Source organism: Neisseria sp. P0020.S005 (assembly GCF_051957055.1).
Lineage (GTDB): Bacteria > Pseudomonadota > Gammaproteobacteria > Burkholderiales > Neisseriaceae > Neisseria > Neisseria subflava_A.
On the sequence record NZ_JBQCWV010000094.1, the window covers coordinates 1 to 214 of the forward strand.

1 protein-coding gene is annotated in these 214 nt (G+C 56.1%); it reads left to right on the forward strand.

Annotated elements, in window-relative coordinates:
- A partial coding sequence (locus tag ACTHTU_RS11470; RefSeq protein ID WP_440362621.1) for a hypothetical protein occupies positions 1–214 on the forward strand: 214 nt, incomplete at both ends.

Below are 214 nucleotides of genomic sequence, written 5' to 3' on the forward strand. Positions count from 1 at the left end.
CAACGTAGCCGACGGCGACCTCAATGCCAACAGCAAAGATGCCGTTAACGGCAGCCAACTGTTTGCGACCAACCAAAACGTCGCCAACAACGCCGCCAATATCGCCAAAGGCATCAACTTCGGCGGTACCACCGGCAGCAACAACTACGCATTGGGCGACACCATCAATGTCAAAGGCGACAGCAACATCATCAGCGAAACCGTAGCCGGTGGC